General features: G+C 40.5%; 21 protein-coding genes. 11 read left to right on the plus strand and 10 right to left on the minus strand.

The genetic code is table 11. The features are described 5' to 3' along the window. Positions 1 to 486 precede the first annotated feature (486 nt). The 10 genes from WKF66_RS19415 (at position 487) to WKF66_RS19460 (ending at position 11,236) form a co-directional block, all read left to right on the plus strand. A complete protein-coding gene (locus tag WKF66_RS19415; RefSeq protein ID WP_489676160.1) occupies positions 487 to 1,413 on the plus strand; it encodes an outer membrane protein assembly factor BamD in 927 nt (308 codons plus the stop codon). After that, positions 1,413 to 1,736 (plus strand): DNA-directed RNA polymerase subunit omega, encoded by a 324-nt coding sequence (locus tag WKF66_RS19420; protein WP_410883947.1) that lies wholly within the window; start codon positions 1,413 to 1,415, stop codon positions 1,734 to 1,736. Before WKF66_RS19415 ends, WKF66_RS19420 begins: the two co-directional genes overlap by 1 nt. A gap of 42 nt (positions 1,737 to 1,778) precedes the next feature. Continuing rightward, positions 1,779 to 2,972 (plus strand): bifunctional phosphopantothenoylcysteine decarboxylase/phosphopantothenate--cysteine ligase CoaBC, encoded by a 1,194-nt coding sequence (gene coaBC, locus WKF66_RS19425; protein WP_489676161.1) that lies wholly within the window; start codon positions 1,779 to 1,781, stop codon positions 2,970 to 2,972. A gap of 2 nt (positions 2,973 to 2,974) precedes the next feature. After that, on the plus strand, positions 2,975 to 3,919 hold the full coding sequence (gene porD / locus WKF66_RS19430) for a type IX secretion system protein PorD (protein ID WP_489676162.1): 945 nt from the start codon (positions 2,975 to 2,977) through the stop codon (positions 3,917 to 3,919). A 76-nt stretch (positions 3,920 to 3,995) separates the two neighbouring features. Beyond that, a complete protein-coding gene (locus WKF66_RS19435) occupies positions 3,996 to 4,379 on the plus strand; it encodes a BlaI/MecI/CopY family transcriptional regulator (RefSeq protein WP_489676163.1) in 384 nt (127 codons plus the stop codon). A 4-nt stretch (positions 4,380 to 4,383) separates the two neighbouring features. After that, on the plus strand, positions 4,384 to 6,195 hold the full coding sequence (locus WKF66_RS19440; RefSeq protein ID WP_489676164.1) for a M56 family metallopeptidase: 1,812 nt from the start codon (positions 4,384 to 4,386) through the stop codon (positions 6,193 to 6,195). Positions 6,196 to 6,296: 101 nt separating this feature from the next. Next, the gene (gene recN, locus WKF66_RS19445; RefSeq protein ID WP_489676165.1) at positions 6,297 to 7,955 is read left to right on the plus strand and encodes a DNA repair protein RecN; all 1,659 of its coding nucleotides are present in this window, start codon (positions 6,297 to 6,299) and stop codon (positions 7,953 to 7,955) included. Between the two features lie 81 nt (positions 7,956 to 8,036). Continuing rightward, positions 8,037 to 8,858, plus strand: a complete 822-nt coding sequence (locus WKF66_RS19450) for an enoyl-ACP reductase FabI (protein ID WP_489676166.1) — start codon at positions 8,037 to 8,039, stop codon at positions 8,856 to 8,858. Positions 8,859 to 8,901: 43 nt separating this feature from the next. Next, entirely contained in the window at positions 8,902 to 10,122 is a 1,221-nt protein-coding gene (locus WKF66_RS19455) for a carboxypeptidase-like regulatory domain-containing protein (protein ID WP_489676167.1), read from the plus strand. Between the two features lie 40 nt (positions 10,123 to 10,162). Next, a complete protein-coding gene (locus tag WKF66_RS19460) occupies positions 10,163 to 11,236 on the plus strand; it encodes a PA0069 family radical SAM protein (RefSeq protein ID WP_489676168.1) in 1,074 nt (357 codons plus the stop codon). A gap of 3 nt (positions 11,237 to 11,239) precedes the next feature. Here the strand turns inward: WKF66_RS19460 and WKF66_RS19465 are convergent, their stop codons facing one another. The 5 genes from WKF66_RS19465 to WKF66_RS19485 form a co-directional block, all read right to left on the minus strand. Beyond that, entirely contained in the window at positions 11,240 to 12,175 is a 936-nt protein-coding gene (locus tag WKF66_RS19465) for a hydroxypyruvate isomerase family protein (RefSeq protein WP_489676169.1), read from the minus strand. A 26-nt stretch (positions 12,176 to 12,201) separates the two neighbouring features. Continuing rightward, the gene (locus WKF66_RS19470; RefSeq protein WP_489676170.1) at positions 12,202 to 13,212 is read right to left on the minus strand and encodes an FAD:protein FMN transferase; all 1,011 of its coding nucleotides are present in this window, start codon (positions 13,210 to 13,212) and stop codon (positions 12,202 to 12,204) included. A gap of 12 nt (positions 13,213 to 13,224) precedes the next feature. Next, complete coding sequence (locus tag WKF66_RS19475) at positions 13,225 to 14,553, minus strand: Gfo/Idh/MocA family protein (RefSeq protein WP_489676171.1); 1,329 nt, start codon at positions 14,551 to 14,553, stop codon at positions 13,225 to 13,227. A 43-nt stretch (positions 14,554 to 14,596) separates the two neighbouring features. Then, positions 14,597 to 15,520: a formylglycine-generating enzyme family protein gene (locus WKF66_RS19480; RefSeq protein ID WP_489676172.1), complete on the minus strand. Its 924-nt coding sequence runs from the start codon at positions 15,518 to 15,520 to the stop codon at positions 14,597 to 14,599. 186 nt (positions 15,521 to 15,706) lie between these two features. Next, complete coding sequence (locus WKF66_RS19485; protein WP_489676173.1) at positions 15,707 to 18,244, minus strand: ATP-dependent Clp protease ATP-binding subunit; 2,538 nt, start codon at positions 18,242 to 18,244, stop codon at positions 15,707 to 15,709. A 268-nt stretch (positions 18,245 to 18,512) separates the two neighbouring features. Between WKF66_RS19485 and ettA the strand changes: the two genes are divergently transcribed. Next, positions 18,513 to 20,192, plus strand: a complete 1,680-nt coding sequence (ettA, locus tag WKF66_RS19490; protein WP_489676174.1) for an energy-dependent translational throttle protein EttA — start codon at positions 18,513 to 18,515, stop codon at positions 20,190 to 20,192. A gap of 14 nt (positions 20,193 to 20,206) precedes the next feature. Here the strand turns inward: ettA and WKF66_RS19495 are convergent, their stop codons facing one another. The 5 genes from WKF66_RS19495 to WKF66_RS19515 form a co-directional block, all read right to left on the minus strand. After that, entirely contained in the window at positions 20,207 to 21,127 is a 921-nt protein-coding gene (locus WKF66_RS19495) for a sugar phosphate isomerase/epimerase family protein (RefSeq protein ID WP_489676175.1), read from the minus strand. Between the two features lie 8 nt (positions 21,128 to 21,135). Continuing rightward, the gene (locus tag WKF66_RS19500; protein ID WP_489676176.1) at positions 21,136 to 21,951 is read right to left on the minus strand and encodes an alpha/beta hydrolase; all 816 of its coding nucleotides are present in this window, start codon (positions 21,949 to 21,951) and stop codon (positions 21,136 to 21,138) included. Between the two features lie 2 nt (positions 21,952 to 21,953). Then, on the minus strand, positions 21,954 to 22,862 hold the full coding sequence (locus tag WKF66_RS19505) for an ROK family protein (RefSeq protein ID WP_489676177.1): 909 nt from the start codon (positions 22,860 to 22,862) through the stop codon (positions 21,954 to 21,956). A 99-nt stretch (positions 22,863 to 22,961) separates the two neighbouring features. Further along, a complete protein-coding gene (locus tag WKF66_RS19510) occupies positions 22,962 to 23,207 on the minus strand; it encodes a DUF1456 family protein (protein WP_489676178.1) in 246 nt (81 codons plus the stop codon). Between the two features lies 1 nt (position 23,208). Beyond that, the gene (locus WKF66_RS19515; protein ID WP_489676179.1) at positions 23,209 to 24,516 is read right to left on the minus strand and encodes a DEAD/DEAH box helicase; all 1,308 of its coding nucleotides are present in this window, start codon (positions 24,514 to 24,516) and stop codon (positions 23,209 to 23,211) included. Between the last annotated feature and the right edge of the window lie 91 nt (positions 24,517 to 24,607).

Genomic DNA, 24,607 nt, shown 5'->3' on the forward strand with positions numbered 1-24,607 from the left:
AAGTCAAGGATAAGCCAACCCGGGCGTTTACTTGTGATTTATCTTTTATTAATGTATTATTTAGCCAAGCTCATGGCAAATCTCACCAAATACAATATCAGTAATGTTTAAGAATACAAATGGGATCTAGGCAAATGAACATTAACGATGGCGGACTACAGCATTGTAACTGGAAATGGATAGCAGAAGAAGTTATACTATATATATACGTATTCGGTACAAGCTCGGGTTCTGCTTTGGGTGAGGCCGCCATGCGGCCGCAGTGAGGCCACGGTGAGGCCACCTTTTACTAGAGAAAAGGCGGCCTCACCGTGCATTCACAATAGGCTCATAGCGCCCTCAACCAAACCACAAGCAAAGCTAATCATCGCGCATAACCACAACTGTTAAATAATGTTAACCTACTAGCGAAATAACCTCTTTATACATAGCTTAGCGTCCTATTATTTTAATTGACGATATCGTATTAATACTTATCTTTGCACAATGTTTAAAATTAAACACTTCACTTTATTAAGCTTCATCATCATTGCTTTATCAATAGCGGGCTGTAAAAGCCAGTTTGAGAAAATACGCTTGAGCAATGACGTTGCCAAAAAAAATCAGGAGGCAATGCGGCTTTATAATAAAAAAAGCTACAGCAAGGCTTTAATATTATTTGAAGATCTTTCTCAAAAGTATAGAGGAAGAGATGGAGCACAGCAATTGAACTATTATTATGCCATGACGCTGTATAAGATGAAAGATTATACAACTGCCAGGTATCAGTTCAAGGTATTTGCAGACACCTACCCTACCAGCGAATATGCTGAAGAGTGTAGATATATGAGTGCATATTGCTACTATCTGGAATCTCCAGATCCGAGTCTAGACCAGGATAATACGCTGAAAGCAATTGATGCCCTTCAACTTTTCATTAACTTTTACCCACAAAGCGAACGTGCAACAGAAGCTACTAAATATATCGCTGTGCTTAGAGCAAAGCTGGAAGATAAAGCTTTTGCAAATGCAAAGATGTATTATGAACTAGGTGGTTATGATATCACAAATTACAAATCGGCGGTAATCGCATTAAAGAACGCGCAAACTGATTTTCCTGATATAAAATATGCGGAAGAGATGGATCTTCTGATCATTAAATCGCAATTGAATTACGCAAAGAATAGTACGGAGATTCGTCAGGAGGATAGGTATAATGAAGCCATCACTTATGCAAATGAGTTTTTGGAATCCCATCCTGAAAGCAAATATTTGACGGAGGCCAAGAGCTTGAAGTCTGAAAGCGAAGCAGGTATTACTACAGTAAAGAGTTATTTTGCGACACAAGATGCATTGGTTGCAAAATATAAGACACAATTGTCTAAAGAGAATAAGAAGCAAAGAGATACTACAATTAAAACCCCAATACAATAATGAATACGAATAAACCAGCAGTTCCAAATACAACAGTTACAAGGAATGTTAATGACCTTGATCAAAAAACTGGAAACATTTATGAGTCATTAGTAATCATTTCTAAAAGGGCCAATCAAATTTCAAACAACATGAAAGAAGAGTTGCATGGCAAGTTAGCTGAGTTCGCTTCTTCGAATGATAACCTGGAAGAAATCTTTGAAAACAGAGAACAAATTGAGATCAGCAAGCACTATGAGCGCATGCCTAAGCCAAGTTTGATTGCTGTTGATGAATTTCTAAACGATAAAATCTATCATAGAAATCCAGCTAAGGATTTATAGTATCTGGCATTGGATTAGTTTGCAATCTTGCATTAATAAACCATGCTAAAAGATAAAAACATTATACTTGGCGTTTGTGGCAGCATAGCAGCTTATAAGTCGGCGATACTTGTAAGATTGCTTATAAAAGCTGGCTCAAACGTCAAAGTTGTTTTAACTGCTGATGCAGCAAACTTCATTACGCCACTTACGCTGGCGACCCTTTCTAAAAACCCAGTTTATACCCAGTATTTTGATGCGGAAACTGGCGTCTGGAGTAACCATGTCGAATTAGGTCTCTGGGCCGACTTAATGATCATCGCCCCTGCAAGTGCAAATACCCTAGCTAAAATGGCCACGGGATTGTGCGACAACCTCCTGACTGCTGTTTATCTCTCTGCAAAATGCCCGGTATACTTCGCTCCTGCTATGGATCTTGATATGTGGAAGCATGAGAGTACGCTTCATAACGTTCAGCAGTTGAAATCCTATGGCAATACCATGATCTCCCCTGAGATTGGAGAACTGGCTAGTGGATTGTATGGTGAGGGACGCATGGCCGAGCCCGAACTGATCATAGCTCAACTCATTGCTTCTCTACGAAAAGACCTTCCCTTGAATGGTAAAAATGCTGTGGTTACCGCCGGCCCAACATATGAGGCAATTGACCCGGTTCGCTTTATAGGCAATCACTCTTCCGGCAAGATGGGATTTGCTATAGCAGACGAATTATCTGCTTTAGGTGCGACAGTAACTCTGATTTCCGGGCCCAGTACTCAAAAGAGTCTTAAGTCCAATAAACGTATCGACGTCGTCAGTGCTTCAGATATGTTTGAAGCTTGTAAATTGGAATTTGACAAGTCTGATATTTTTGTCATGAGCGCCGCAGTCGCAGATTATACCCCGACTACCGTAGCGGTAACCAAAATCAAGAAATCAGAATCTGCGTTCCATCTTGAACTTAAAAAGACACCGGATATTTTAGCATCCTTAGGAGAACTAAAACGAACGAACCAAATTCTTGTTGGTTTCGCATTGGAGACGAACAATGAAGAGGAAAATGCGATTGGCAAGTTAAAGCGGAAAAACCTTGACTTGATTGTTCTTAATTCGCTGAACGACGAGGGCGCGGGCTTTAAATCTAACACCAATAAAATCACTATCTTTAATAGGGCTCTTGGAAAAACTGAATTCACAGTTAAATCTAAGACTGAGGTCGCAAAAGACATTTGCAATGAAATTTTAAAGATAGTGTAACCATGAGGTATCTGTTTTTCTATCTGGCTATGTGTTTGAATTTGGGTCTGCAACTGAACCTCAGCGCACAAGAACTGAATGCCAGGGTACAGATCCTGGCTCCTACTGTTCAAAATATCGATAGAAGAAATCTTGAAGTCTTACAAAAGAATATCAGAGACTTTTTGAACAACAACAAGTGGAGTAATGAGACTTATGCAGCTCAAGAAAGAATTGAATGCAACTTCGTGATTACCATTTCTGAGTGGGATGGCAATTCAGCATACAAGGCAGAAGCACAGATTCAATCCAGCAGACCAGTTTATGGGTCCGCTTACAATACAACGCTGCTAAACCTGAATGATAAAGATTTCGATTTCAACTACACGGAGGGTCAGTCACTGGACTTTTCTGATCAGAATTACATCTCCAACTTAAGTTCCCTTCTTGGTTTTTATGCATACACCATTATTGGCTTAGATAAAGACAGCTTTAGCTCGCTTGGTGGAACATTTTATCATAACAAGGCGCTCACCCTGTTAAATATTGCGCAAGTCTCTTCCAATAAGGGATGGAAAGCATTCGATGGCCTTCGCAATAGGTACTGGTTGAATGAAAACCTACTTAATAAAGGGTTTGAGGAACTGCGCGTGTTCATATACAACTATCATTACAATGGGTTAGATCGACTACAAGACAATGCTGGCAGAGGGGTCAAACGGATGATCACACTACTCGGTGGCTTGAAGCAGATAAATAAGCAAAAATTAGGCTCTATCTTCCCAAACTTCTACTTTGCAAGTAAGGCAGATGAAGTGGTTAATATATTCTCTATACCGACTGGTGATCCTACAGATCGAATCAAGGCTTACAATCTTCTCGCTGAAGTTGATCCAGCGAACATTAGTAGATATGAAGGCTTGAAACAAGCTTCCACTCCTCTTAATGAGGGTGTTAAAAAACAATAAACGATTTTTATAAAATTATTTTGTTTATACGAATAGATTCGTACATTTGATTACGAAACAATTCGTATAGATAGATATGTCGGGCATCAATCATTCCAAACCAACAGAAAGTGAACTGGAGATACTACAAATCCTTTGGAAAAAGGGTAACTGCACTGTACGTGACGTACACGAAGTACTAGTAAAAAGTAAGGATGCAGGTTATACCACTACCCTAAAACTGATGCAGATCATGCATGAAAAGGGCTTGGTGGAACGTGACACGTCAGCGAAAACGCATATTTATAAAGCGTTGATCAATCAGCAAAAAACACAGCAGCATCTTGTTAATAAGATGATAGATAACGTTTTTAATGGCTCAGCAGCCAGATTGGTGATGCAGGCTTTAGGCAACCATAGTGCAAGCAAGGAGGAGATAGATTCTATAAAAGAATATTTGGATCAACTAAGCAAAAAATAAGGTTATGGAAGCGATTTTAAACAATCTTATCAGGGCGACAGGATGGAGTATTTTCCACTCTTTGTGGCAGGGGGCATTAATGTATGGTCTTGTACTGCTTTTCGTCAATGCTTTTCCAGGGCTGCAATCTAAAACAAAGCATAATCTTGCCTATACATCTTTGCTGGTGATGTTCGTTGCTTTTATTGCAACTTTTGTGATCATTTTTGAACTACCTGGAGCAAATGAGCAGTCGGTGATTTCAAGTGGGCAAGGTATTGGCACGCAGTCTGGTGGTTATCGATTTGGTTGGATGACGGAGATGTATCATAAAACTGAAAACGTCTTCCCATATCTTGTTTCCGTTTACGCAGTTGGCTTATTAATACAACTTCTTGTACTTAGCCAAGGCTATCTTAAGCTTAATATCTTAAAAAAAGAGGGTCATGAGCAGGTTCCAGAGAGCTGGCAAATCATTTTCAAACGGCTGATTAGTAAGCTAGGACTTCACCAGGATGTTAAATTCAGGTTGTCGTCTATGGTTAATGTGCCACTGGTGATCGGATATTTGAAACCTGTGGTATTGTTTCCTGTTGCGCTCGTTGCACAATTGGATGTCAATCAGGTAGAGGCAATATTGATCCATGAATTGTGGCATATCCGAAGAAATGATTACCTGCTCAACCTGATAAAAACTGCTATAGAGACTCTCCTGTTCTTCAATCCTTTTGTGTGGCTAACTAGTAGATTGATTGATATTGAAAGAGAGCATGCCTGCGATGACCTGGTACTTAAACTGACCGGCACGCCTGTTACTTACGCTCATGCCTTATTAAAGCTGGAAATTCTTAAGGATAAAGGTAGTCCTGCCCTCGCTATGGCTTCAACTGGCAAAAATCATCATCTATATCAACGGATAAAAAGAATAACCGATATGAAAACCAATTACATGAATTCAAAACAACAGCTCTTTGCAATTGTGTTAACGATGGCCACGCTGATCTCCATTGCTTGGGTGAATCCAGCAAAAAATAGAGAAGTGAGTACGATCACTGTCAAAACAAATACGTTTAAATTTCCAAAGGGCGCTAGACAAAATGCTGCGCTTGTCAAGAAACTTTGGGTAGACACCGTTCCGAGGAAAGCTTCCATTGTAGATACTGCTAAAAAGAAACGCACAATTAAGATTGTAACAGTAGACGGTAAGGGTAAAAAGGTAGTTTATCATTCAGTCGCTGAAATGCCGGACAGTCTAAAGCTTGATGTTTTAAGTGATTATAAATTTGATTTTAGTTTTGAAAATACTTTTAAGACTTTAGACAGCACTGTAAAAACAAGTATGATCTACCTGAAATCACCGCAGTTTAATAAAGAGATGCGCGAAGCAACGCTATTGTTGTCATCGCCAGAGTTTAAAAAGGAAATGCGGGAGACCAGTGAATATATTGGGTCGCCGGAGTTTAAGAAGGAGCTTAAAAAAAGTGCGGAAGCGACAAGAATATATTTAAGCTCACCGGAGTGGAAAAAGCAACAGTCGGAAAGCATAAAAAGTCTTCAGCAGAAAAAAAAAGGCCTACGTTCAGAAGAGTTGAAGGCGGCACAAGAGCAGTTGCTCAAAAATAGTAAGGAGCTGAGAATTCAATACTCAAGTCCGGAGTTTAAGAAACAGATAGAGGCCTTAAAAGAATTGAAAAGTTCTAAAGAATATAAGCAGTTAAAGGAGAAGTTTGATAAAGACCTGGAAAGTTTAAAAGAGAAAAAAGGCATCAAGACCGACCTCAGGATTGGAAGTCTTAACTCAATTGATGTTAACCTATCGCCTATCAGTATATTTTAAATAAGTAAGAATGTTTTAAGTTGAGGCAGAAGTATATTCTGCCTTTTTTGTGCTCAAGAATAAACACTCATTGCTTAAGTTTTCATAATTTAGCAGTGTATATGCTACAAAAACTTACTATCCGTAATTACGCGCTTATAGACAGTGTAGACCTTGAGTTAGATAAGGGTTTAAACATCATAACTGGGGAGACAGGTGCTGGAAAATCTATTATGCTTGGCGCCTTGTCATTGATTTTAGGTCAGCGAGCAGAAACCAAATACTTCTTTAATCAAGCAAAGAAATGCATTATCGAAGGGCAGTTCTTATTGTCTGACTCTGCTTTAAAAGTGCTTTTTGAAGACAATGATATTGATTTTCACGAGGAAACTATTCTAAGAAGAGAAATCTCTACAGATGGGAAGTCGCGTGCTTTTATCAACGACACGCCCGTTACACTTACCCTAATGAAAACAGTGGGTGAACAGTTGATAGATATACACTCACAGCATGCCACACTGGAAATCAGCGATCCGGGCTTTCAATTACTGGTTGTGGATACCCTTTCCAATCATTCCGAACTACTTGCCCGATACCGGTCTGAATATAGAAGATATAAAAAGTCCCAGCAATTACTTTTAGAACTAAAAGCGGGTGCGGTGGATGCAAGGAGTAAACAAGACTATGAGCAATATCTTTTTGATGAACTTGAATCCGCAGCTTTTAAAGCAGATGAGCAGGAAAAACTGGAAGCGGAAATTGAGATTCTTAACAATTCGGAGCGCATTAAAAGAGGCCTCGTTACCAGCGTAAGTTTACTAAGTGAACAGGAGGTTTCTGTGATATCGCTTTTGAAAGAAAGTAGTAACCAACTGCAAACGATAGAAAAATATAATAAAGAGTACGAGCTTTTAGCTGAACGGATAAAATCGGTCTTGATTGAAATTAAAGACATCGCCCAGGAGACAGCTGCCTGTGAACAGGATATCATCTTTAACCCGTCCAGAATTGACGATATAAACAGCAGACTGGATGTAATCTATACATTGCAGCAAAAACATAAAGTAGGAACACTAGAAGAGCTTTTAGCGGTAAGAGATCAACTGTCTAACAATTTGCAAAACTTACTGAGCAGCGATGAAGACATTGAGAAATTAGAAGGAGCCGTTGTTAAGCTGGCAACTGAGCTGGAAAAAATGGCCGCTACCCTATCAAAGAACAGAAGTAAAGCGATTAGCATTGTGGAAACAGAGGTATCGCAAACTCTAATAAAGGTTGGTATGCCGAATGCGAAGATTAAGATAGAGAAGACAGCTGCGCCAGACTTAAATAAAGATGGCCGGGACAACGTGTCACTGTTATTTTCAGCAAACCTTGGTCAGTCGCCTGCACCGGTCGGTAAAGTTGCCTCTGGAGGTGAGCTATCCAGGCTAATGCTTTCTATAAAATCTATTCTTGCGAAGCACACGGCTCTGCCTACTTTGATATTTGACGAAATTGATACCGGTATTTCTGGTGAGACGGCCCTTCGTGTGGGCAATGTTATTGGAGAGCTGGAAGAAAACATGCAGGTTATCTGCATTACACACTTGCCACAAATAGCGGCAAAAGGAGAAGCGCATTATTTCGTTTACAAGAATGAAGAGACCGAGCGTACGACTACAGGTATCAAAAGGTTAAGAACAGATGAGCGGGTATTGGCTATAGCAGAGATGCTTAGCGGTAAAGATCCTGGGCTTTCTGCGTTGGAAAATGCGAAGGATCTCTTGGCAGCCCGGTAATTCTTTACGCCCAGTTTCTTTATAAGTTTTATATTTTTCTTACTTTCGAAAATTCAAAACAGAACAACAAAACCAAAACATATGTACAATTTATTAAAAGGTAAACGCGGTATCATCACCGGTGCACTTGATCAAAATTCGATTGCATGGAAAGTTGCAGAAAAGGCCCATGAAGAGGGTGCTACCTTTGTGCTTACCAACGCGCCTATTGCGATGAGAATGGGAGAGATTAATCACCTGGCTGAAAAGACGGGATCACAAATCATTCCTGCAGACGCGACTAATGTTGATGAACTAACGAACCTTTTTACTCAATCACAAGAGATATTAGGCGGTAAGATTGATTTCGTTTTACACTCTATTGGTATGAGCGTAAATATTCGCAAAAAAATACCTTACACCGAATCAAACTATGATTATTTCATGAAGGGGATTGATGTTTCTGCGATGTCATTTCACAAAATGCTTGCTGTTGCTAAGAAACTTGATGCCATTAGTGAAGGAGGAAGCGTAGTAGCTCTTACTTATATGGCAGCTCAAAGAACTTATCCGTTCTATACAGATATGGCTGATATCAAAGCGATGCTTGAATCTATTGCAAGAAGTTTTGGTTATCACTATGGTCTTGATAAAAAGGTTAGAATCAATACGGTTTCACAATCGCCGACAAAAACAACGGCAGGAACTGGTATTAAAGGATTCGGGGACTTTTACGATTATGCAAACGCTATTGCTCCGTTGGGAAATGCCGACGCAGAATCATGTGCCGATTATTGCATTACCTTATTCTCGGACCTAACAAGAATGGTTACCATGCAAAATCTCTTCCATGATGGAGGTTATTCATCTACAGGGGTAAGTGATGACGTGATGAAAAGATTAGGAGTTAGTTCTGAAGATTAACATAAAATACTTAACGAACGCCTGGGTCTTTATCCGGGCGTTTTTGTTATATGCCTTAATTACCGGCTCGGCGGTGTCAGTCTGCTATGCTCAGCCGTCCTTCTCAATCACCGGAACAATTAAGGATAAAAAAGGTGAAGTAATTCCTGGCGCAGCCATTTATCTCAGCGGTTATAAAATAGCTACTGTAGCTAACAATGATGGCAAATTTACACTGGGGAACCTGAAGCCAGGCAATTATGAACTGCTGGTACAAGTGATCGGTTTTTCACCGCAAAACAAGAATGTGGTGCTATTGGACAAAACGGTAAGTGTTGATATCGTGCTCACTGAAAACGTTACGGAATTAAGCGAAGTGGTGATCAGGGTGGACCCGAACAGGCAACGTTACCTGACCATGTTTAAAAATTCATTTATTGGCAATACTCCCAATTCCAAGCAGTGCAAGATATTGAATCCTGAGGTAATTCAAACGGATTATGATCAATCGAAACGCTTACTGACGGTCACCGCGACTGACTTTCTGATCATAGAGAATAAAGCGCTGGGCTATCGCATTAGATACTTGCTTAACTTTTTCGAAAATGACGAGAAAGCGAATATAGTTTTCTATTCCGGTCATCCACATTTTGAAGAGCTAGAACGTAAAGAATCGAAATGGAAGAAGTATGCTAAGCCAAGAGCAATTGCTTATGCTGGCTCCTCACAGCATTTCTTTACCTCCTTGTATCATAACCGCATAAAGGAAGAGGGCTTTCAAATCAAGAAGATCGCTAGTATCCCTAATAAAAACAGGCTACCGGATGAAGTGATCAACGCCAATATTTCAAGGCTGAGCAGAACCTATTATGGCGATAGCAAACTCAACGGTATGTTCACAGATTCTTTAAGGTATTGGCGAAACATGCGGACGGAACCCGCTAGCCTTTCTGTATTAAATAGAGCTGAGGTTTTAGTGGACACGTTGGTGAAAAACATATTTAATGAAGTTAAGTCGGTTGCTTATAGTGACGCTTTATATGTCATATATACCAATGAGCGCGAAACGGTCGAGTATACCAACATGTCTGGTCATAGTGTAAATCGCCCTTTAGATATCCCTAATTACCAAATTTCTGTAGTTCATCAATTGCTGTCTCCTGCAAGTTTTTATGAGAATGGAGGGATTGCTGACCCCAGGGCGTTGTTGTATGAAGGATTTTGGGCGTATGAAAAAGTGGCCGATATGGTACCGATGGATTACATCTCTCCAACAAAATATTGAATCTTTGGTTTAATACTAAAATTATTAGTAATTTTAGACTATGACTCCAGACAATGAGCTTCCGCAAAGCTATCATAAAGGACGTGGTGCCCAATTCAACCCACACAACCGCTTTGCGAAAAACGACTACGTTAAGCAACATGATGAAGGCATTGATGACTGGGAAGATCAGCCTCAAAAAACTTCGTTCATACTCGGAAAGTCCAAATCAATTGTTAATAAGGTTGACAGCCCCGACGTGGGAATGGCTTATTCCCTTAATCCTTATCAGGGTTGCGAGCATGGGTGCACTTATTGCTACGCCCGTAATGCGCATGAGTACTGGGGATTTAGCGCCGGTTTAGATTTTGAAAGAAAGATTATCGTAAAAACGGAGGCACCGGAACTGTTTAAGAAGTTTCTCGAGAAGAAGAACTGGGATGCCAGTATAATTTCTTTATCTGGGAATACCGATTGCTATCAGCCAGCGGAAAGAAAATACGGAATCACCAGACAGCTACTAGAGATTGCTTTGGAATATAAGCAGCCAATTGGCATCATCACAAAAAATGCGTTGATCTTGCGGGATACAGATATTCTACAAGAGATGGCAAAACTCAACCTGGTTATGGTTTATGTTTCTATCAACAGCCTCAATGAAAGTATAAGATCTAAAATGGAGCCAAGGACGACAACCGCCAGGCAGCGACTGAAAATCGTGGAAGAACTAAGTAAAGCAGGAATTCCAATGGGGGTATTGGTCGCTCCTCTTGTTCCAGGGCTAACCGATCATGAGATTCCCTCAGTTTTAAAAGCGGTTGCGAATGCTGGAGCATTATCCGCAGGGTACACAGTGGTTAGACTTAATGGTGCGATTGCCAGCATTTTTGAAGACTGGCTTAAAAAGAATTACCCTGACCGGTTTGAAAAGGTTTGGCACTCAATACAATCGTGTCATACAGGAAATGTAAATGACAGTAGGTTTGGAGAGCGGATGCGTGGGGATGGAAATATTGCGCAACTTATCCGTGATACCTTTAAGCTACATTGTCGTTTGAATCACCTCAATGAAACAAAGATAGAATTGAACTCCGGTTTGTTTAAGGTACCGAAAGTCCAACTCAGTCTTTTTTAGCTGTTAGGAAAGGAAATTGTCAGATTCCCTGTAGGCCTGTATTACCCTTATTTCCCCCTCTTTGCCGGGTTTAGAATTTCCATGCTCCATGCCCATCACGCCTTTATATCCTTTATTATGAATGTGTTTGAAAAGATTTTTGTAATTAATCTCTCCCGTTGTTGGCTCGTTCCTACCAGGATTGTCGCCAATCTGAATGTATGCGATCTCATCCCAGCAGCGGTCCATGTTGACTATTAATTGTCCTTCGGTTTTTTGCATATGATAAATATCATAAAGAATTTTACATGCAGGACTTTGAACTGCTTTGCAAACGGCATAAGTCTCGTGCGTTTGTTGCAGAAATAGCTCTGGTGTATCACTTAATGTTTCTAAGACCATTACTAATCCATGGGGTTCAAAGATTTCTGCACCGGCACGCATAGCATCAATCACATTTGCAAACTGGTTTCCGTAGGGAAGCTTGCGTTCATAAAAACCCGGCACCACGGTGAGCCACTTGGCATTGCATCGCTTTGCAGCTTCTACAGAGCGTTTGCAAGTATCGATAAATTTATCTTTGAACTCTTTCTTTCCGGTAGTTAGTGAGATCTTCCAGTTATCGCCGCCATCAACAACAAACACGCCCATTTTCATTCCCAATTTAGCGAGGAGGTTACCAATTTTGGTTTGTTCTTCTGCTGAGCGACCCAGGTAGCCATTATCTTCAATGGAACGAAAGCCCTGATCGTACATATACTGTATCTGGTCTAAAAAACTCTTTCCTGCATTGGCAGCAAACATACCCTGGTGTGGAGCGTAGTCCAGATTAAAGGTTTTACCGGCAAGGCTGTTGCTATCGACCTGTTCCTTGTCTAATGCCAATCCATTCATTGATGTTCCTGCAACCATTGCGCCTGTGGCTAGGAAACTACTTTTAAGAAAATCTATTCTGTTCATACGTTTGGTTTTATGGTTTGTAGTATTTAATTGCTGGTTATAAGCTTTTTAAAGCCAGCTGACAGTGTATCGGCAATGCTGCCATCACTTTTATGATAAATGAGATAGCATTCCAGGTCTTTGTGTGATTTAACAAAGTTTAAAGCGTCTAAAGGTTCTAATGCCATAATCGCATTATCATATCCATCGGCGGTAATAGCGTCCTTGGCATAAAGCGTCACACTAATCATTGAATTTTGTAAAGGATACCCGGATTTTGCATCTATTAAATGGGAAAATTTCTTCGAGCCCTGTTGTAAAAACTTCCGATAGTTTCCCGAAGTAGTAATTGCTCCCTCCTGAAGTTGGATGACGTGTTTCATTACGGGCTCCGCTTTGTCAGTGTTAGCCGGACCCTCTATTCCGATTCTAAAGTAAGTGCCATCAGGCTTGAGTCCTTTTATTCGCAACTCACCACCTATTTCAACAACAAAGGATTTGATTCCTTTTTTAGTAAGTAACTCAGCGACTACATCCACGCTATAACCTTGAGCAATTCCGTTTAAATCTATTTGGACACAAGGTATCTTCTTTCTTAGATAGGAGCCGCTTAAAGTAAGGTTCTCCACTCCAACACAAGGTAAAATCTGCTTTATCACTGCGCTATCTGGGAAAACAAGAATAGGCTTTGAACCAAAACCCCAAGCTTGAACAAGTGGTTTCACTGTAATGTCGAACACACCATTGGTTGCTTTTGATATCTTTATAGACTTTTGTATCACTTTTAAGAAATGAGGATCCAGCTTGACTCCAAAAGAAGAGGCATTGAATTTATTGATCAGGGAATAAGTTTTATAAAGCGACATGGAAGAGTCAATCTGCAAGAGAATGCTATCTACAGCTTTTTGAGTTACAACACTGTCTTTAGCAAAATATTTGATGCTGTAATCAGTGCCCTGCGCATACCCATGGATAAAATACTGCCGCCGATCATCTTTCTTTAACAGAAAAAGGAGCAGCAGCGGTATCCATATTAAAAATAGTTTGTATTGAATCATCAGGTTTTAAACCTAGATCACCTTCGTCTTACCTGGCGTTGGTATTGGATAAAAACCATCAGCATCGGGCATGATTTTTGGCTTCGCAGTCCAGCTTAATTGATCTGGAAACAAGTTATTGTTCGCAGCCAAACCTTCTTCCCAACTAATTTTCTTGCCAGAATAAGTGGCGTATCTACCAATGATGGCAGTCAGGCAGCTTGTTGCGCCACGCTCTGCGTCATGAAATTTATACTCGCCATTCGCTATTGCAGCAAAAAGCTCATCATGTTCCGTTTGATAAGGGTTAGGGTTAGTCTTTGCGCTGTAGTTGTATAAAGGCTTACCTTTTGTATCTACAATTCTTCCAATATTACTTCCCGCATCTAGATGAACGCGACCTTTTGTTCCCTGAAACCCTTCATCTACCCGATTATCGATGCCTTCGAAGTGACGGCATTGACTGTGTACAACTGCGCCATCAGCATAGGTCAACTCGACAGAATGGTTATCATAAATCTCGCCATATTGCTTTCCAGTTCTCCAGGCGCGACTTCCTGTACCTTGAACAGACACTGGTGGACCATTTTTTATCCAGTTTGCAATATCGATGTTATGAACATGTTGTTCTACAATATGATCTCCGCATAACCAGTTAAAATAATACCAGTTGCGCATCTGGTACTCCATTTCCGTCTGGTTTGGTTCACGATCCTTAACCCACACTCCCCCACTATTCCAATACACCTGTCCACCGGTAACGTCGCCGATCATACCATCCTGGATTCGTTTAATTGCTTCCCGGTAATTATTTTGGTATCTGCGTTGTAGTCCTACCACAACGTTCAACTTCTTGCTTTCGGCAATTTTTGCAGCTGCCAGCACTCGTCTGATTCCCGGAGAATCCACTGCTACCGGTTTCTCCATGAAAACATGTTTATTCTGATTTACTGCCTCTTCAAAATGCCCGGGTCTAAACCCGGGAGGCGTAGCCAAAAGAACCACATCAGCTAAGGCAATAGCTTGCTTATAACCATCAAATCCAACAAACCTGCGTTCTTGCGGAACATCAACCTTGTCTCCGAACTTCTCTTTAATATCCTTGTAAGCACTTTCTAATCTGTCACTAAAAGCATCTGCCATAGCGACTAACTTAATGTTCTGCTTGGTGCTTAAAGCCTGGAAAGCGGCGCCCGTCCCTCTTCCGCCGCAGCCAATTAGCACTATTTTAATAGTGTCATCCATTGAAGAATGCGCTCCACCGCCGGCGAAAGCGACTCCATTCATCATTACCCCTCCGGCAACAAGTGCGGAAGCCTTCAAAAATTCGCGACGTTTGTCACCTAGTCCTTCATTGTTCATTGTGATTCAAGTTTATATTGTGGTTGTTAATAATGTGTTTTTCTTAAAGATCTTTAACCGGTGCCTTGTTATAGTAAGCATCGATATATTCTTGTGACGGCTTAACAAGCGGTCTTACTAATCGCATACCAACGAAAGGCGCTTCTGGAAACCACCAATTACTTTTTGGTATTTGGGGATCCAACTGCTTCCATGCTGGGTCAGATGGCAGTCGTGCTGCTGATCTCGAGTCAGTCGCTGTATCGTTATACGCTCCCCCTCTAACTACGTTCGGATAAAGCTTTTCTGGTTTGGCAACCGGATTCGTTGTTTTTACATCCTTAACACTCGCATAGAATTCTGGAAGATACTGATCATATGTCCATTCAGATATGTTACCATACATGTCATATAGTCCCCATGGATTAGGCTTCTTCTCCCCGACCTTGTGAGTTTTGCCATCACTGTTTGCATCAAACCAGCCATAATCACCCAATTGCTTTTCATCATTTCCGAAAGAGAACTCAGTAGTGGTACCGGCACGACAAGCATATTCCCATTCTGCCTCCGTAGGTAAGCGGTAGAATTCACCAGTTCTGGCATAAAGCCATTTACAAAATTGAATTGCGTTATAATGGGTCATTGCTAATGCAGGCTGCCCTTCCTTGCCCATACCAAATGTCATATCCAGGTACGGCTTGGAGGGTCTTGTGACCGCATCAACATTTGCAGGTATACTACCAATATTGTGTGATGTTTCCAGATCTTTATATAAGAAGGGCTCATAAATATCCCAAGTCACTTCGTAAGTTCCCATCCAAAAGGGATCCACTTTAACGGTATGAAGAGGCTGTTCATCTGGCTTCCCTTTTTTGCTCCCCATAACGAACTCACCACCAGGAAGACCCTGCATCTCAAAAGAAAGCTTTGTTCCCGTTATTTCCTGCTTGTAAGACTTTGGCTTTTCCTGTGCCTTGGTAGTTACCATAACTAATGTTAATGGTAAAAGCAGAAGTAATTTAATGCGCATCGTTGAATGTATTACGTAAAACCTAACCTATTTACTTCTAAAATAAGTGCAATAATCCATAACGCAAAATTTCCATAATAAATGATACAAAAAAACCCCCTGTAAACGCTAGCGTACAGGGGGTTTTTATTTTAGAGAAGTGGCTTATTCTACACTACCTTCTTCTTTTTTCTTCTTCTTACCAGGACTTTTATTCTCAACTACAATAACATCGTTCTCCTTATCATAGTCAATTTCCAAAACGTCTCCATCGCTGATCTCACCTTTCAATATCTCTTCAGCGATCGGATCTTCTAAATACTTTTGTATAGCCCTCTTTAAAGGTCTTGCACCAAAGTTGATGTCGAACCCTTTGTCGGCAATAAAGTCTTTAGCTGTGTCTGTTAACTTAACTTCATAACCCAGGTTATGAACACGACCGAATAAAGACTTCAATTCAATATCAATGATTTTAAAGATCTCATCTCTTCCCAGTGTATTAAATACAACTACGTCGTCAACACGATTAAGGAATTCAGGAGCAAATGCACGTTTCAGCGCACTTTCAATAACACCTCTGGAATGCGTATCGATCTGGTTAACCTTAGCGGTAGTGGAGAAGCCGACACCTTGTCCGAAATCCTTCAACTGACGTGCACCGATATTTGAAGTCATGATGATAATGGTATTTCTAAAATCCACTTTTCTACCAAGACTATCAGTAAGCTGTCCTTCATCCAACACCTGTAGTAAAATATTAAATACGTCAGGGTGAGCTTTTTCAATCTCATCTAATAGTATAACCGCGTATGGCTTGCGACGAACTTTCTCAGTTAACTGGCCACCTTCTTCGTATCCAACATATCCTGGAGGCGCACCAACCAGACGTGACACGGCAAATTTCTCCATGTACTCACTCATATCAATTTGAATAAGTGAATCATCACTATCAAACATGAAGCGGGCAAGTTCTTTTGCAAGTTCTGTTTTACCAACACCAGTCGGACCTAAGAATATAAACGATCCGATAGGTTTTTTTGGGTCTTTCAATCCAGCTCTCGTACGTTGAATTGCTTTCGTTAACTTCTTGATAGCATCATCCTGACCAATGATTTTCTCTGCAACTGTTTCGTACATATTCAATAGCTTAATGCTATCCGTTTGTCCTACACGTTGCAATGGAATACCAGTCATCATAGAAACCACCTCTGCAACGTTATCTTCTGATACTGTATAACGTTTAGATTTAGTTTCATTTTCCCATGCTGCTTTAGCACGTTCAAGTTCATCTAAAAGATTCTTTTCTGTATCCCTTAATTTAGCTGCCTCTTCGTATTTCTGGCTCTTAACCACTTTATTTTTCTCCAGCTTAATCTCTTCGATCTTATTTTCAATCTCAATGATATTTTCTGGAACATGGATATTGGTCAAATGTACTCTTGAACCAGCTTCATCCAGCGCATCTATTGCTTTATCTGGTAAAAACCTGTCCGTAATGTATCTGGAGGTCAATGCCACACAAGCGTTAATCGCCTCATCAGTATAGGTTACACCATGGTGATCTTCATACTTCTCTTTGATACGGTTCAAAATCTCAACGGTCTCATCTGGAGTAGCAGGCTCAATCATCACTTTCTGAAAACGGCGGTCTAAAGCGCCATCTTTCTCTATATACTGACGGTATTCATCCAAAGTCGTTGCACCAATACATTGAATTTCTCCCCTCGCTAACGCGGGCTTAAACATATTGGATGCGTCTAGTGACCCTGAAGCACCTCCGGCACCAACAATAGTATGAATCTCATCAATGAATAATATTACATCAGTTGATTTCTCTAATTCGTTCATTACTGCCTTCATACGCTCCTCAAACTGGCCGCGGTATTTAGTGCCTGCAACTAATGACGCAAGATCCAAGGTAACTACTCTTTTATTAAATAGCACCCTTGATACTTTACGCTGAACAATTCTAAGTGCCAAGCCCTCTGCGATAGCAGATTTACCAACACCCGGCTCACCAATTAGAATTGGATTGTTCTTTTTACGACGAGATAAAATCTGCGATACACGCTCTATCTCTTTCTCACGACCTACAATCGGATCCAATTTACCTTCTTCAGCTGCTTTTGTAAGATCTCTTCCGAAATTATCTAGAACAGGAGTTTTCGATTTAATGTCTGATACCTTTTTAGGACTACTAAACGTTTCCTCTTCACGGTACTCATCATCGCCAGTAGATGAACTGTTTTGCGGATCATCCCTAAAACCATTCTTATTCACTTCAACCTCCTGCTTAAATATTTCGTAGTTGATACTGTATTGCAAAAGAATCTGAGAGGCAATATTGTCGTCGTCTCTTAGAATGGAGAGCAACAAGTGTTCAGTACCTATTAAATCACTTTTGAAGATCTTTGCTTCCAGATAAGTTATTTTTAAAACCTTTTCGGCTTGCTTGGTAAGTGGGATGTTTCCAAGATTTACCGTTACACTTGAAGTGCCTCTAACAGAATCCTCTATGGACCTGCGAAGCTTTGTAGTATCAACCCCTAATGATCTTAATATCTTAATGGCCATACCATCGCCTTCGCGAATTAGGCCCAACAAGAGATGTTCTGCGCCTATGTAATCGTGACCTAATCTCAGGGCTTCTTCCCTGCTAAAAGAAATCACGTCTTTTACTTGTGGAGAAAATTTCGCTTCCATATATACCTTTCTAAATCCGGGATGCTCTAAACTATAAAATATGTTTTATAAAAGCACCCCTGACTGTTTCTTTTTATCAACAATTACGCCATCTGATATCAAATAGATGCGGGCTCTGCCGTAATTTCATAAATGTTACTAATTTTTGACGCAATGGCCATTCTATCTAAATAGATAAGCAATTATGTCAGATGAATTCTTCTGTTGAGAAGTTTCTTAACTAACATACCTTTTCTATCTTTGATTTACTTAAATACAACAGCATAACATGTCAGACGAGAAGATAATTTTTTCAATGGCGGGTGTAAATAAAATATACCCTCCCCAAAAACAAGTATTAAAAAACATCTACCTGTCCTTTTTCTATGGCGCTAAAATCGGTGTAATTGGACTTAACGGTTCTGGGAAGTCTTCCGTACTGAAAATCATTGCAGGTATAGATAAAGCGTTTCAAGGTGAGGTTGTTTTCTCTCCCGGTTATACTGTGGGTTACCTTGCGCAAGAGCCTGAACTTGATGATGATAAGACCGTAAGAGAGATTGTTGAAGAAGGAGTTGCTGAAGTAACTGCAATTCTGAAAGAATACGAAGAAATCAATGAGAAGTTTGGCTTGCCAGAGGTTTACGAAGATGCAGACGCCATGGATAAACTAATGGCGAAACAGGGTGAACTACAGGATAAGATCGATGCACTCAATGCATGGGAACTCGACAACAAATTAGAGCGAGCAATGGATGCTTTACGTTGTCCAGACCCGGATACTAAAATAGGTGTGCTCTCAGGTGGTGAACGGAGGAGGGTTGCCATGTGCCGCCTGTTGCTCCAGGAACCCGATGTGCTGCTTCTTGATGAACCAACCAATCACCTTGATGCAGAGAGCATAGACTGGTTAGAGCAATTTTTGAAGAACTATAAGGGAACGGTAATAGCAGTAACACACGATAGGTATTTCCTTGACAACGTTGCTGGATGGATTCTTGAACTGGACAGAGGGGAGGGTATTCCATGGAAAGGAAATTACTCTTCATGGCTTGATCAGAAGGCGAAACGCCTGGCACAGGAGGAAAAAACTGAAAGCAAACGTCAGAAAACATTGGAACGTGAGCTGGAATGGGTGCGTATGGCACCAAAAGCCAGACATGCGAAGTCTAAAGCACGGTTGTCTAACTACGACAAACTGGCATCAGAGGATTCGAAGGAAAGAGAAGACAAATTGGAGTTGTTTATCCCTGCAGGTCCCCGTTTAGGGAATGTTGTGATAGAGGCAAACAACGTGACCAAAGCTTATGGTGACAAAATCCTATTTGAAAACCTAAGCTTTTCGCTGCCGCCAGCTGGGATTGTGGGCATCATCGGACCAAATGGCGCCGGTAAAACCACGTTGTTCCGATTAATTACAGAGCAGGAAACTCCGGATACAGGGACGTTTAGAGTTGGTGATACGGTTGCACTTGGGTATGTAGATCAAATGCACAATGACCTTAATCCAGACAAAACCGTCTATGAGAATATCACAGACGGCTTAGATAATATTCAACTAGGCAATAAAGCAGTAAATGGGCGTGCATATGTTTCTAAGTTCAACTTCAATGGAGGCGATCAGCAAAAGAAAGTTGGAGTGCTTTCTGGTGGGGAACGCAATAGGGTGCACCTTGCAATAACGCTTAAAAAGGGTGCAAATGTTTTGCTCTTAGATGAGCCAACAAACGATATTGATGTAAACACCTTACGTGCATTAGAAGAGGCCTTAGAAAACTTTGGGGGCTGTGCAGTTGTCATTAGTCACGACAGGTGGTTCCTTGACCGTATTTGTACTCATATCCTTGCCTTTGAAGGAAATTCTCAGGTATACTTTTTTGAGGGTAATTATAGCGATTACGAAGAAAATAGAAAGAAACGTTTAGGTGATGTTGCACCACAACGTATTAAATATAAAAAGCTGGTTTAACAACCAGCTTTTTATTAACTATACTGCTTTAATACTTTTTCAAGCAAGGCTTTCGTTTTTTTAATCCCCTCCTCTTCAGATAAACTATCTCCCTCCCATTCGATTCCTACTATGCCAGTAAAGTTCGCCTCGTGAATTATCTTGAACATTTTCGTGTAATCGATGTCGGGTTCATTTCCCTCTTCATCAAACTTAAATGTCTTTGCACTAATTCCTTTGGCATAAGGCATTAAATCCTTTACTCCCTGATACATGTCGTATTGTTTATCTGCACTGATTTTGAAGTTACCAAAATCCGGTAAAGTGCCACAGTACGGACTGTTTACCTGCTTCATGACGTCTGATAGCCACTTGCCGTCGGATGAATAACTACCATGATTTTCAACAATGATATTGATGTTACTTTTTTTGGCATGTGCGGTTAGTCGGCCTAGACCGTCGATTACAGCCGTCTTCACATCTTGTTCGGAGCCGTTTCCAGAGGCGTTTACCCTAACGGTTAGACAACCAAGTGTTTTTGCTGCATCCACCCATTTGTAATGATTTTCAATCGCTTTGGTTCTTTTTGCCGGATCAAGATCACCGAGGTCACCTTCACCATCAACCATAATTAAGTGGTTTTGGATTCCCTCATTTTTAGTAATCGTCAGCAATTCCTTCAGGTAGGCCGAATTGCTTTCCTTTTTGTTAAAAAAGGGACTCACATATTCCACAATATTGATTCCGAACTCCTTTTTGGCGCGTAATGGAAAGTCCAGGTTGGTCATTTTTCCGGCAAACAAAGCCTTATGAAAGGACCATTCTGCTAAAGAAATCTTAAAGAATTCTTTTCTGCCTGCAGCTAACACGTCGAAAGGTATGAGTGTACTTAAGCCGGCCGCGGCGGTCAGCAACCCAATGTTTTTGATAAAACTCCTACGCTCTTTATTTTCCATTGCCATACCTATTTTTTATTGAAATAATTGTTAAAAAACATTAATTGAAAACCGATCGAGTTGGTCCAGTACTCCCAGTTATGGGCCCCGGGCCTGATGGTAAAGTCGTGCGGGATATTATTGTATTGGAGTTTTTCATGAAGTTTCATATTTACTTCGTAGAAAAAATCATCTCTCCCACAGTCTATATTAATTGCAAGGCTGTTTGGCGTAAGGAGATGGACCAAATTGATCACTGAATTTTGCTCCCAACGCTCCGGAAATTTCTTCTGAGCACCTAATCGTTTTGCAATATCCCAATTAAGAGGAAACGGTCTGATATCAACACCACCACTCATGCTACCGGCCGCGCCGAATGTGTCCTGATGCTTAAAAGAAAGATATAACCCACCATGGCCACCCATGCTCAAGCCAGTAATTGCGCGACCTTTTCTATCTTTAATGGTTCTATATTTTTTATCTATGATGTCAACTAGTTCAGTGGAGACGTAAGTCTCGTATTTCCAGGATTGATCCTCAGGACTATCAAAATACCAGCTGGTAACGTTCCCGTCCGGACAAACAATGATCATTTGAAACTGATCTGCATACCTTTTTATAGCTGGAACTTTATTGACCCAACCAGAGAAATTATCTCCGGCACCATGAAGCAAATAAACTGTTGGATAGCTTTTACTTTCAGAATAGTCATCAGGCAAAACCACCACAGCCTTAATATTCTTTTTCATCGCAGCACTAAAAGTAATAAGTGTATCTACTTTAGCTGCATAGGCGGTTTGCAGTGCAAACACACAGGCAATAAGAATTAAATAATACTTTTTCATAATTACGCCCATGTACATGCAGCACCTACCAGCGCCGCGTCTTCCCACATTTCTGTCTTTTTAATCACTACCGATTTGTCAAGAATTCGATCCTTTAGGGGTTCGATGAAGTGATCCCAGGTCTTTGCTATATTCCCTCCAATTATTAATACCTGTGGTTTTTGATCCGCAATGAAGTCATTTAAAAAAGAAGCGAGATTAATTGCAAATTCGTTAAATATTTGAGCTTTTGTTGCTGCACAATCCGTATTCAAAAACAGTTCAACGTTCTTAATTTCTTCGCCGGTAAGTTCTTTGTAGCGTCTTAAAAACCACCTTGTAGATATATACTCTTCGGCGATACTATCTAAAAAAGGATAAAAGGCAAGGTTCATGTCGACGACTTGACCTTTACAATTACTAGTAGATCCAAGTCCGGTTCCAAGCGTGATTCCTATTGCTTTCTCGTAATCAGCTGCTGCTCCGGAAGCAAGCTCCCCGCGCAAGAAAGCTTCTGCGTCATTTATAAAAATGATATCATCGCCGGAAATGCCTAACCTTTCTGACAGAATAGTGCGGACATTCATACCATATAAAGAGTCATATTTTTCTTGACCCTTCATCAGGCAAATTCCTTTCTCATAATCGAAAGGACCCGGCATAGCGATACCGATCTTTGAACTTTCTTCGCCTGATTTTAGAATGAGCGAAGACAATACAGAGGCCCATGAAGTAAATATGCTTTCTGCATCATCCATTGAGGAAACACGTTCGCGCTTCATGGAACTGTCAATTATAGTGAAAGAGGTGCTATCAACATGCGCAGCAGTAATGTGAGAGCCACCGATGTCTACCCCAATAAAAGGCAGCTTAGACGATTTTTGGTTCATTGTCTCGTTGTAGTTTTGGTTAGCAGAATCGAAATGATTCATTTTCTAAAATACAGCTTTTTAAACCGTTTTAGCAAACCTTTCCTTATATTAATTTAACCTTTAGAGATGGTTTAAATTAACAAACTAGACAATAAAATCTTATTCAGGAGACTCAATTGACTTTGCTGGTCTGGGTCCACGCTTGTGGATTACTAAGCCATTTAAAAAATTTCTAAGAATCTGATCCCCGCAAGGCTTAAAGTTCGGATGGTCATCATTTCTAAAGAAGGAACCTAACTCACTTTTAGTAATTTTAAAATTTACCAATTCCATGATCTTGATGATATCATCGTTGGTCAGTTCCAAGGCTACACGAAGCTTTTTAAAAATATCGTTGTTACTCATATTACATTGCGATTTCTATTTTCACCTTTTTATTCTTGATGCGCTCGTCAGACAGTGCAGTAAGCACTTTAGCAACCATCTTTCGCTTAATAGCAACATAAGAACTTTGATCCTTAACTTCAATAAGTCCCACATCTTCCTTCTGCAAACCGCCCTTTTTCAGTAGTAAACCGACAATGTCTATCTTATTTACTTTGTCTTTTTTGCCTGCTCCAATATATAGGGTCTGCCAGTCACTGTCTTTTGGAAGACTAAAAACACCCTTTAAGCTTTCAGTCTCGATGTCGCTTTTTAAGAAAGGATAATTTTCATCGTCAGCAATCACCAAATAGGCAGTTCCCTTTGCATTCATTCTGGCTGTTCGTCCATTTCTATGCAGAAACGCATCCTCACTATAAGGTAATTGGTAGTGAATAATGCACTCTACTTCTGGTATATCCAAGCCTCTTGAGGCGAGGTCAGTTGTGATCAGAATTTTTATACTGCCATTTCTAAACTTCAGTAGAGCACGTTCACGCTCATCCTGCTCCATCCCTCCATGAAATATATCATGCGCTAAATCTTTGTCTATTAAAAGATCACTAATCCGGTCAACCGTCTCTCTGTGGTTACAAAAAATTAATGTTGTACGATTACCAATTTTACAAATCAGTTGAAATAACGTATCCAGCTTATCTGCAGCTGTAGTTAGGACTTTCTTCAACTTTAAATCAGGTGCAACTTTTACATCTTTCAGGAAGTCAATTTCAACAGGCTTTTTAACGCCGGTAAAGTCTGGAATCTCCTCCATTGCAGTAGCTGATGTTAGGATGCGTTGTTTTAAAGAAAGTAGCTTACCAATGATATAAGACATATCTTCTTTGAAGCCAAACTCCAGCGCCTTATCAAATTCATCTAAGACCAATGTGGTTACTCCCGATTCGTCAAAGTTTTCATGTCTCAAGTGATATGCGATACGGCCGGGCGTCCCAATAAGCACTGATGGCGCCTGTTCAAAATTGTTTCTTTCCGTCTTTATCGGGTGCCCACCATAACAACAATTAACTTTAAAGCCTGTACCCATTTGTTTAAAAACCTGTTCTATTTGCAGTGCAAGCTCACGGGAAGGAACAAGGATCAATGCTTGAACCCGATGTTTTTCAAAGTTCTCTAGTGCACTAAGTACCGGAACCAGAAAGGCAAGTGTCTTTCCGGAACCTGTAGGCGCAAGCAAAACAATATCATCTCCTTTTTTGGCGGCGCTAATAGCAGCAAGCTGCATATCATTCAGTGCAGTAATTTTTAGTTTCTCAAGAATCTTTTCCAGCATATTACCTCAAAGATAAGATTGTATGCCAACAATAGCTTAAATTTATAACAGTGAAGACATTAAAGTGTTGACAACAAGGTGTTTGTTAGCA

The sequence above is a fragment of the Pedobacter sp. genome, assembly GCF_037719805.1.
Classification (GTDB): domain Bacteria; phylum Bacteroidota; class Bacteroidia; order Sphingobacteriales; family Sphingobacteriaceae; genus Pedobacter.

Coding starts and splice junctions, on each gene's coding strand:
- WKF66_RS19415 (WP_489676160.1), top strand. CDS start 487: ATGTTTAAAATTAAACACTTCACTTTATTAAGCTTCATCATCATTGCT.
- WKF66_RS19420 (WP_410883947.1), top strand. CDS start 1,413: ATGAATACGAATAAACCAGCAGTTCCAAATACAACAGTTACAAGGAAT.
- coaBC (WP_489676161.1), top strand. CDS start 1,779: ATGCTAAAAGATAAAAACATTATACTTGGCGTTTGTGGCAGCATAGCA.
- porD (WP_489676162.1), top strand. CDS start 2,975: ATGAGGTATCTGTTTTTCTATCTGGCTATGTGTTTGAATTTGGGTCTG.
- WKF66_RS19435 (WP_489676163.1), top strand. CDS start 3,996: ATGTCGGGCATCAATCATTCCAAACCAACAGAAAGTGAACTGGAGATA.
- WKF66_RS19440 (WP_489676164.1), top strand. CDS start 4,384: ATGGAAGCGATTTTAAACAATCTTATCAGGGCGACAGGATGGAGTATT.
- recN (WP_489676165.1), top strand. CDS start 6,297: ATGCTACAAAAACTTACTATCCGTAATTACGCGCTTATAGACAGTGTA.
- WKF66_RS19450 (WP_489676166.1), top strand. CDS start 8,037: ATGTACAATTTATTAAAAGGTAAACGCGGTATCATCACCGGTGCACTT.
- WKF66_RS19460 (WP_489676168.1), top strand. CDS start 10,163: ATGACTCCAGACAATGAGCTTCCGCAAAGCTATCATAAAGGACGTGGT.
- WKF66_RS19465 (WP_489676169.1), bottom strand. CDS start 12,175: ATGAACAGAATAGATTTTCTTAAAAGTAGTTTCCTAGCCACAGGCGCA.
- WKF66_RS19470 (WP_489676170.1), bottom strand. CDS start 13,212: ATGATTCAATACAAACTATTTTTAATATGGATACCGCTGCTGCTCCTT.
- WKF66_RS19475 (WP_489676171.1), bottom strand. CDS start 14,553: ATGAACAATGAAGGACTAGGTGACAAACGTCGCGAATTTTTGAAGGCT.
- WKF66_RS19480 (WP_489676172.1), bottom strand. CDS start 15,520: ATGGTAACTACCAAGGCACAGGAAAAGCCAAAGTCTTACAAGCAGGAA.
- WKF66_RS19485 (WP_489676173.1), bottom strand. CDS start 18,244: ATGGAAGCGAAATTTTCTCCACAAGTAAAAGACGTGATTTCTTTTAGC.
- ettA (WP_489676174.1), top strand. CDS start 18,513: ATGTCAGACGAGAAGATAATTTTTTCAATGGCGGGTGTAAATAAAATA.
- WKF66_RS19495 (WP_489676175.1), bottom strand. CDS start 21,127: ATGGAAAATAAAGAGCGTAGGAGTTTTATCAAAAACATTGGGTTGCTG.
- WKF66_RS19500 (WP_489676176.1), bottom strand. CDS start 21,951: ATGAAAAAGTATTATTTAATTCTTATTGCCTGTGTGTTTGCACTGCAA.
- WKF66_RS19505 (WP_489676177.1), bottom strand. CDS start 22,862: ATGAATCATTTCGATTCTGCTAACCAAAACTACAACGAGACAATGAAC.
- WKF66_RS19510 (WP_489676178.1), bottom strand. CDS start 23,207: ATGAGTAACAACGATATTTTTAAAAAGCTTCGTGTAGCCTTGGAACTG.
- WKF66_RS19515 (WP_489676179.1), bottom strand. CDS start 24,516: ATGCTGGAAAAGATTCTTGAGAAACTAAAAATTACTGCACTGAATGAT.